Consider the following 8,646-nt stretch of genomic DNA (forward strand, 5'->3'; position numbering starts at 1 on the left):
TTTCCGGGCTTTTTTGATCTTATGCTTTTGGTTATCAAACCTTCATCAAATATTCTTTGAATCTTACGCTTACCTTATATATGATTTTTGTTATATAAGGTTGTAGGTAGATCTAGGGCAGGTTTTACATCAGCTTACCTCGACCCTGTCTCTTGATCACAAGTTTCAGAAGCGATTTTTTACGTTAATGGGTTGAAATTTTATAACCTTGGCATAGGTAAATACACTCGTCATCCTCGCGCATGCGGGGATCTAGCGACTTTTGTTGGATAAACATAGTAAGGTTAAAGCAAAAGACACTGGGTTCCTGCCTTTGCAGGAAAGGCGATACTTTTTTAAGTACTGAGTACTACCGCCTAGTAAAGTTTTTCTATCTACTTTTGGTCAGTTTGTACTAATTAATATTTGTGTATAAGTGACAGACCTTGACCTTATCAGGTATAAAACCTGAAACAAGATAATGCATAGCATGTAAACAATGACAGAGGACAGATAAATGACAATTAAAGTGGGTATTAATGGTTTTGGTCGCATGGGGCGTTTAACACTTCGTGCGGCGTGGCAGTGGGAAGATGTCGAATTTGTGCAGATAAACGATCCCGCTGGTAATGCCGAAACTTTAGCTCACCTACTTAATTTTGATTCTGTTCATGGTCGTTGGCAGCACAATGCTGAATTTTCCGCTGAAGAAATTATTGTTGGTGAACAAAAGATTAAATGTACCCAAAACAAGACTATTGCTGAAACGGATTGGTCGGGCTGTGATGTGGTGATTGAAGCTTCAGGCGTTATGCGCAAAAAGGAACTGCTACAAGCTTATCTTGATCAAGGTGTTAAACGCGTAGTGGTGACAGCTCCGGTTAAAGAAGACGGGATTTTGAATGTTGTGGTTGGCGTTAATGAAAATCTATATGACAGAGAGCAGCATCGTATTGTCACTGCGGCATCTTGCACGACTAACTGCTTAGCACCAGTGGTTAAAGTGATCCACGAGAACATTGGTATTAAGCATGGTTCAATGACAACCATTCACGATATTACTAATACGCAAACCATTATTGATGCGCCGCATAAAGATTTACGTCGTGCACGCTCATGCGGTTCAAGTTTAATTCCAACCACAACAGGTTCTGCTACGGCGATCACCCATATTTTTCCTGAACTAAAAGGCAAGTTAAATGGCCATGCGGTGCGTGTTCCTTTAACCAATGCTTCATTAACCGATTGTGTATTTGAAGTTGAACGTGAAACGACAATTGAAGAAGTAAACGCGTTATTAAAAGAGGCTGCAGAAGGAGAGTTAGACGGTATTCTGGGTTTTGAAACCCGACCTTTAGTGTCTATTGATTATCGTACTGATCCACGTTCAAGCATTATCGATGCACCTTCGACTATGGTGGTCAATGGCACTCAAGTTAAATTATACGTTTGGTATGACAATGAGTGGGGTTATTCAAACCGTACGGCAGAGCTCATGCGTATTGTCGGCCAGATGGATCTGTAGGCGAGCATTTATGCTTGCAGTGCCTGCCAACGATTTCTGGTAGAAACTATGAAGGACAGTATATCGACTAACCTTAAGGTGACAAAACCAAAAAAGGTGAATAAAGATGAATACTGTCCTTCAAGATAAAGATAACGCAAATTCAAATATTTTGTACCTTGCTTTTGAATTAAGTGCAAAAAGCTGGAAGCTAGGATTTAGTAATAAAGTTAAGCTCAGACAGAAAACGATTGATGCTGGTGATTGGAATAGCCTACTTGCAGAAATTGAACTGGCAAAAGAAAAACTAAAATGCACACCAGACTGTCCGGTTTTTAGCTGTTACGAAGCGGGTCGAGATGGGTTTTGGATACACAGAGCATTGGAAAAAGAAAATATCACCAATTATGTGATTGACTCAGCCGCTATTGAAGTGAATCGGCGTCAACGCCAAGTCAAAAGTGATGGTGTGGACGTAAAAGCCTTAAACAGACTACTCATTCGTTATTGTTCAGGTGATTTGACGGCAATGAGGCCTGTTAGAGTCCCGACTATTGAGCAAGAAGATAAACGACGATTACAACGCGAACGAGGGCGATTAATCGAAGAGCGAGGGGCGCATTCAACAAGGATAAAATCTTTACTTTTTCTGCATGGCATACGGCTAGCAAACATAAAAGATTTAAAAACATTACTGCCTAAACTTAAAGGCGCCGTCACGGGGTATGACATTCCAGTTGATACGAAGAACGAATTACAACGCGAATACGAGCGCTATGTCATGGTAGATAATCAAGTGAAAGAACTTGAAGCGTTACAAAAAGAGCGAGTTACCCAAGCCCAAGACGGCAGTATGGAAAAACAGATAGAGCAAATGATGCAACTCAAAGCCGTAGGATGGCAAACCAGTTGGTACTTAGTTGCAGAATTTTTTAGCTGGCGAGATTTCAAAAACGCTAAGCAAGTGGGGAGTTGTGCGGGATTAACTCCAACACCTTATGACAGCGGAGACAGCCAACGCGAACAGGGAATAAGTAAAGCAGGCAATAAGCGGGTGCGCAAGGTCATGATAGAGTTTGCTTGGCTGTGGTTACGTTACCAAAAAGGCAGCAAATTAAGTCAATGGTTTAAGGAGCGCTTTGACAAAGGCAGCAAGCGGATGCGAAGAGTGGGAATAGTCGCGCTCGCGAGAAAATTATTAGTGGCTCTGTGGCGTTACCTTGAGCATGGTGTTATTCCCGAGGGTGCACAATTAACGGAAGGTTAATTGCACAGAGGCAGTCACAAATGACAACAAACACATAAGGAATTAACGTTAACGATTGTGAGAAGGTGCTCGTGCCCAACCTTGGTAAGCCAAGCTTGACCGTTTTTGTAGAAGGGGCACCTTCAACCAGATTTCACTGCACATACGAATGCAGTTTGAGGTAGCCAGCTTAGGGCTGGAACGGATAGAAGGTGGTTGCGCTCACACTTGATGTTGAGTAGCACGAATAAATTAATCTGGGCAATTGATTAACTTCAAAAATGGGAAAAAGCTTATGGTTTGAAGAAAGAGCATAAGAGATTTTTATAAATTAAAGGTTGGGTATTGACTTCCTGTCCTTCATAGAAGGTTGGGCTGAAGAATGAAGCCCAACAAAACCGCGGCTTGTGTTGGGCTTCGCAAGCTCAGCGCCAACCTACGTCAGCTTAAGTTAACGGCATTGACATTTATGCTTGCAGAGCCTGCCAGCCATCTTGGTGGCTGGTCAACAGCAAAAGCTAAGCTCAATGCGTTAGCTTAAGCTTGTAGGCGAGCATTTATGCTTGCAGAACTTACCAATGAATACAGAACAACATAAAAATTATCTGATTAAAGACTCTAACCATGCTAGCTAATCTTTCGCAAGATATTCGCCAATACCTGTTTATTACCGGTAATTATTGGGCTTTTACCTTAACTGACGGCGCATTGCGCATGTTGGTTGTTTTGCATTTTTACGAGCTAGGTTATAGCGCATTGGCAATCGCCAGCTTGTTTTTGTTTTATGAGTTTTTTGGGGTGGTGACTAATCTGCTAGGCGGTTGGCTGGGCGCGCGCTTGGGGCTTAATAAAACCATGAATATTGGCTTGGGTTTGCAAATTGTAGCTCTGTCTATGTTGCTGGTGCCTGCGGATATGTTAACTGTGATCTGGGTGATGGCTGCGCAAGCCATGTCGGGGATCGCTAAAGATTTAAATAAAATGAGCGCCAAAAGCGCGGTGAAAACCCTGCTCCCAAAAGATACTGGGGCTAGCGAAGCTGAAAGTCAGTTATTTAAATGGATTGCCATATTAACCGGCTCAAAAAACACCCTTAAAGGTGTTGGCTTTTTTATGGGTGGCGCTTTGCTAACTTGGTTAGGATTCACAGGCGCGATAGCCGCTATGGCTATCGCTTTAGCCTTAGTATTTATTACCAGCCTAATGGTTTTGAAAAAGGATTTAGGTAAAGCGAAAAACAAGCCTAAGTTCAAAGATCTGTTCTCTAAGAGTAAAGCCATTAATATGTTATCCGCCGCAAGACTGTTTTTATTTGGCGCGCGTGATATCTGGTTTGTGATCGCCCTGCCGGTATTTTTAGCCAGTCAATTGGACTGGTCTCATACTGCGGTTGGCAGCTTTTTAGCTTTATGGGTAATTGCTTATGGTGGTGTACAAGCTTTTGCGCCTAGCTTAACCGGCAAAAAATCAGGTCAAGTACCCGATGGCAAAAGTGCGTTTTTCTGGGCCGCGTTATTAACCTTATCACCAGCGTTAATCGCCTTAGGGTTAATGGCTGAGTTATCTGCTGTGTATATTGTGATTGGCGGTTTGCTGGTGTTTGGTGTGTTGTTTGCCATTAACTCATCTTTGCACAGTTATTTAATTGTCAGTTACGCCAGTGATGATGGCGTATCGTTAGACGTTGGCTTTTATTATATGGCGAATGCCATGGGGCGTTTAATTGGCACTATTTTATCTGGTTGGGCATTTCAGATTGGTGGTTTAACCTTATGTTTGTGGCTATCTAGTGGCTTTTTGCTGGCCGCGTCGATTATATCCTTGGCGTTGCCTAGACATTCGACTCACTCGACACAGGAATTATAGTCAAAGCGATCGGGTTTTAGGGGCAGGTTTCTAGTTCCAGACGAAACCTAAGTACTTACATCCATGTAAGCAAAGCCGTCAAAGCTACCGCATCCGTGCTCTCGCCCCTCGCTTAAAGCGCCTACTTTTGGTACCTACATCCATGTAGGCAAGCTTCGAGACCCCATGAGCATATGCTCTATTATGTGATTGGGGCGAGTAAGCGCAGACAATGAACCATAAAATCTGAGCGAGAAGACTATAGTTAATGGCTAAGTAACCAACTTAAGGCATCATCTACCTTGTTAAAAATTTTTATATTGTAAAAGCCGCGATTGTGTACCACAGTTTCGCCGAATTTGGCGGCAGGGTAAGTGTTTGGGTTGTGGTCGACATAGGCCACTCGGTGTTTATTGGTTAAACCCACATCCTTTAATAATTGTACATGGTCGTAGGCCGCCATGGTGGGTAATGGATTATCCATGTAGCCCTCAACCAAACAGTGAAATTGTTGTGCTTGCTGACAGGTATCGACTAAGGTTTGCCAACCGAATTTACAGTTTTCAAAGTTGTTTTCGCCTGAGACTTGTATGTGAATGTATTCGTTTGTGATATTTACTTCAATTGGTTTAGTCAATATTGCTTCTCGCTAAATGCTTGCGGATATATTCAAAATATCTAATAGATCCATGATCCAGATCATTATACAAAAATTGCCTATAAAATAAGCGTAGCAAAGGTAGTTTGTTTTTGTTCCCTCAGTTAGTATGTATTGTTCAATCACATAGGAGGTTACCATGAACAACTCAACTAATATCGCAAACATTTTCCGTACCCTTGGTCGTATTATTGTGCGTATGGTGGCGATGTTGAGTGTGGTCTGGCTAGCCATTTTCTGTGTGAAAGCGCTCGATCCGGCATTTAAACCCGATGCCACAAAACCTAAACTGGCCATCAATTGGTTAGATGCCAAAGCGGTGCATCATGAGGCGCGACATATTGTCGCGACTCTTACCAGAAAACTCCTGCATTCCCTGACATAGTCGGCACACCTAAGCTTAATTCAAAGCTTGTCTTTTTAAGCCAGATCTAAAATGGCTTGAACTAATTTGTTCGCACCGTCTGCGATTTGACCTATATTGGCGTCCAGCATGTAGCAAGGTGTCGTAACAAGCTTGTTTTCTTTATCAATCACAATTTCGCCATGTGTTGTATTTTCATGCGTACAGTTAAGGCTTTCTATTGCCTGAGCCGTTGCTTGATCACTGCCTATGGTTAATTTGGCTCCAGTGATCAATTTAGCCAGTAATACAGGAGCGATACATAACGCGCCAATAGGCTTTTGTGCCTGATAAGTATTATTAATGGCTGCGCTTACATCGGCATTAACTGAGCTGTCAGGACCTTGTAAGGCAAAATCAGATAGGTTGAGCGCTGCACCAAACCCACCAGGAAAGATAATCGCATCGAAGTCGTTAGCTGAGTACTCGGTCAAAGGTTTTATATCACAACGCGCTATGCGCGCAGCCTCAACCAATACGTTACGTGATTCGGATACTTCTTGTTGTCGATAGTGATCGACGACTTTCAATTGAAGTATATCCGGCGCAAAGCATTGGTAGTTTGCCCCTTGCTGGTTAATGGCTAATAAAGTGAGTACCGACTCTTGGATCTCGGCTCCGTCTTGGTAGCCACAACCGGATAAAACCACTGCGATATTTTTAGTCATATGAAATCCTATTTGTTAATTACTCTATAACTAGTACTGTTTCCAGAAAGAAATGATCAGTTGAATCACTCGCATAATTTACTATCACTAGTAATGTTTTTAGCCATATTTAGATTAAATAAACAACTTCAGGCTGAGCTTGTCGAAGTCTTATTACTTTCTAATTTACCGACACTTCGACTGCTTCGCGCTCAGTGTGAAAGTGATCACCAATGTTTTCAACTAATCAAAATTAAATTGAAAAGGTACTAGTTTTTATTGGTCTAGCTGAGCTTGCATTGGGTATATCGCTAACTCTGCATTATTTCCAGATTATTGTCGTGTTTTTTTATATTTTTTTGCTACAAAGGATGGAATGTTAAAAAAGCTAACTCTTTATTTTTAATCAAGATTTAGCTTCTTTATATAGCTATATGGGATAAAGATAAGGGCGTTCAAAAAAAAATAATAAATTGCACAAAATACCAGCAGATCTACCTACTAAATTTCATAATCGTCAACTAACCTTAAAGGATTAATGAACGGAATTTCAATGGGTTTGGAAAGGCTTAAAAATGGCATTTACCTCAAACAAAAACACCCAACGAAAAGCCAAGTTAAATAAGCTGTTATGTTGTCTGCTTGTCAGCTCGGTTTTACCTAGTTTTTTTGCTCGCGCGGCGGCTCCGCCTAATGCCGGTGATCTGTTGCGTGATTCTCAGCAAGCTGAAAGTCAAAATCAGCGGCAACAATCTGAACAATCAGCTGTGGTTGACAAAAACCTACCTCGACCTTTGCTCTCCTTACCTAAAGGCGTTTCAATTGCTGTAAAACAATTTCGTATTACTGGCAACACTCACATTGCAACAGACAAATTGTTGCCCTTGTTAGCGCCATGGACTAATCAAAAATTAGATGTCGATGGCTTAAACCAAGCGACCGGTATTATTACCCGTTACTATCAAGAGCAAGGTTATATTTTAACCTATGCTTATTTGCCGCAGCAGAAAGTATCTGACGGTATTATCGAAATCGCTGTTTTAGAAGGTAAAGTGGGCAACGTCCAGTTAGTGACAGCGGAAGACGTACGCTTAAAAAATGACGTGATCAGTGGCTATGTCAGTGACTTAACGGGCAAAACCGATTTAAATCAAGCCCAAGTCGAAGAGCGCATTTTGCTGTTAAATGACATTCCTGGTGTTGTCGCGCGGGCGGCATTTGCTCGAGGTCAGCGTCCCGGTACAGCGGACATGATAGTGACGGTAGCTGAAGATGAACCACTAACGAGCCGTGTCACTTTTAATAACCATGGTAGTAAATCAGTTGGTGAACATAGGTTAGCTGCGCGTTTTCATTTAAAGGATGTATTCGGTTATGGTGATAATACTTTAGTAAACCTACAAGTGGCAGAAAAAGGCCAATTTGTAAATGGTTCGGTGACAACACGCATCCCCTATGGCAAGGGGGCTAATTTTGATTTTAGTATTGGTCGATTAACTTATGAGCTCGGGGCTCCGTTTGATGCATTGGGCGCGCGAGGTAGCGCAATATTTGCCAGTACAGGGTTGAACCTACCGCTTATCCGCTCTACTGCTAACAATGCCACTTTACGAGTGAGTTACCAATATAAAACCCTGCAAGATATTATCTCATTAGTCAGCACATCTAATAAGCAAAGCCAGCAAATTGGCCTGGGATTAACCTATACCCGACAAGGCAATTTTTGGGGCGGGTATTATTTATATTCGCGCTTAGATTACGCTGGCGGTGAAATAGACCCGGCACCGGGTGACAATGACGGGATCGATACTAATCAAACCTACAGGCATTTTCACAAACTTAATGCTGATGTTAGCTATCGCCAGCGTTTGAATAGTAACTGGTTTACTAACTTACGTTTATTTGGTCAGCACGCGTTTGATAATTTAGATAGCTCGGAAAAGTTTGGCATGACAGGCCCATACACCATGCGCTCATTCAAACCGGGTGAAGCTAGCATGGACACGGCGATTATTTTTACATCTGAGCTTGGGTATAGCTGGTTAATGACAGGTTCAATACTAACCTTGTCTGCTTTTCATGAAGTTGGCGAGGGGGGATATTTTGCTGATCCTTGGCAAACACCAGCTCACAAAACATTAGTAAGTAACGCGCGTATTCTACGCGGGCAAGGACTGAGTGCTAAATGGCAACAAGGCCGAGATTTGATGCTTGATTTGAGTATAGGTTGGCACAGTAATAGTTCTCATGAAGATGTATCCGTTGCCAATAATCAAGTCATTGTAAGTGATCCGCTCGATCAACAGCGCAATCCTTTTGTTTATTTTCAATTAAGTTCGACGTTTTAGGCTCTGGCAGGAGAAA

General features: G+C 42.1%; 8 protein-coding genes. 6 read left to right on the plus strand and 2 right to left on the minus strand.

The features are described from left to right. Nucleotides 1-496 precede the first annotated feature (496 nt). The 4 genes from C2869_RS09270 (at nucleotide 497) to arsJ (ending at nucleotide 4,595) form a co-directional block, all read left to right on the plus strand. The gene (locus C2869_RS09270; RefSeq protein ID WP_108602669.1) at nucleotides 497-1,504 is read left to right on the plus strand and encodes an ArsJ-associated glyceraldehyde-3-phosphate dehydrogenase; all 1,008 of its coding nucleotides are present in this window, start codon (nucleotides 497-499) and stop codon (nucleotides 1,502-1,504) included. A 106-nt stretch (nucleotides 1,505-1,610) separates the two neighbouring features. Further along, nucleotides 1,611-2,750 carry an IS110 family RNA-guided transposase gene (locus C2869_RS09275; protein ID WP_108601389.1) on the plus strand — a complete coding sequence of 380 codons (1,140 nt, stop codon included), beginning with the start codon at nucleotides 1,611-1,613 and terminating at the stop codon, nucleotides 2,748-2,750. A gap of 361 nt (nucleotides 2,751-3,111) precedes the next feature. Then, complete coding sequence (locus tag C2869_RS22475; RefSeq protein WP_159084112.1) at nucleotides 3,112-3,270, plus strand: hypothetical protein; 159 nt, start codon at nucleotides 3,112-3,114, stop codon at nucleotides 3,268-3,270. Nucleotides 3,271-3,353: 83 nt separating this feature from the next. Further along, nucleotides 3,354-4,595, plus strand: a complete 1,242-nt coding sequence (arsJ, locus tag C2869_RS09280; RefSeq protein ID WP_108602670.1) for an organoarsenical effux MFS transporter ArsJ — start codon at nucleotides 3,354-3,356, stop codon at nucleotides 4,593-4,595. 244 nt (nucleotides 4,596-4,839) lie between these two features. Here arsJ and C2869_RS09285 read toward each other — a convergent pair whose 3' ends face one another. Next, complete coding sequence (locus C2869_RS09285; RefSeq protein WP_108602671.1) at nucleotides 4,840-5,211, minus strand: hypothetical protein; 372 nt, start codon at nucleotides 5,209-5,211, stop codon at nucleotides 4,840-4,842. Between the two features lie 160 nt (nucleotides 5,212-5,371). Here C2869_RS09285 and C2869_RS09290 point away from each other — a divergent pair, with 160 nt between their 5' ends. After that, nucleotides 5,372-5,617, plus strand: coding sequence for a hypothetical protein (locus C2869_RS09290; protein WP_108602672.1), 246 nt, complete (start codon nucleotides 5,372-5,374; stop codon nucleotides 5,615-5,617). A 35-nt stretch (nucleotides 5,618-5,652) separates the two neighbouring features. Here C2869_RS09290 and elbB read toward each other — a convergent pair whose 3' ends face one another. Further along, the gene (gene elbB / locus C2869_RS09295) at nucleotides 5,653-6,303 is read right to left on the minus strand and encodes an isoprenoid biosynthesis glyoxalase ElbB (RefSeq protein ID WP_108602673.1); all 651 of its coding nucleotides are present in this window, start codon (nucleotides 6,301-6,303) and stop codon (nucleotides 5,653-5,655) included. Between the two features lie 554 nt (nucleotides 6,304-6,857). Here elbB and C2869_RS09300 point away from each other — a divergent pair. Continuing rightward, nucleotides 6,858-8,630, plus strand: coding sequence for a ShlB/FhaC/HecB family hemolysin secretion/activation protein (locus C2869_RS09300; protein WP_108602674.1), 1,773 nt, complete (start codon nucleotides 6,858-6,860; stop codon nucleotides 8,628-8,630). Nucleotides 8,631-8,646: the final 16 nt, after the last annotated feature.

Source organism: Saccharobesus litoralis, from assembly GCF_003063625.1.
GTDB lineage: Bacteria > Pseudomonadota > Gammaproteobacteria > Enterobacterales > Alteromonadaceae > Saccharobesus > Saccharobesus litoralis.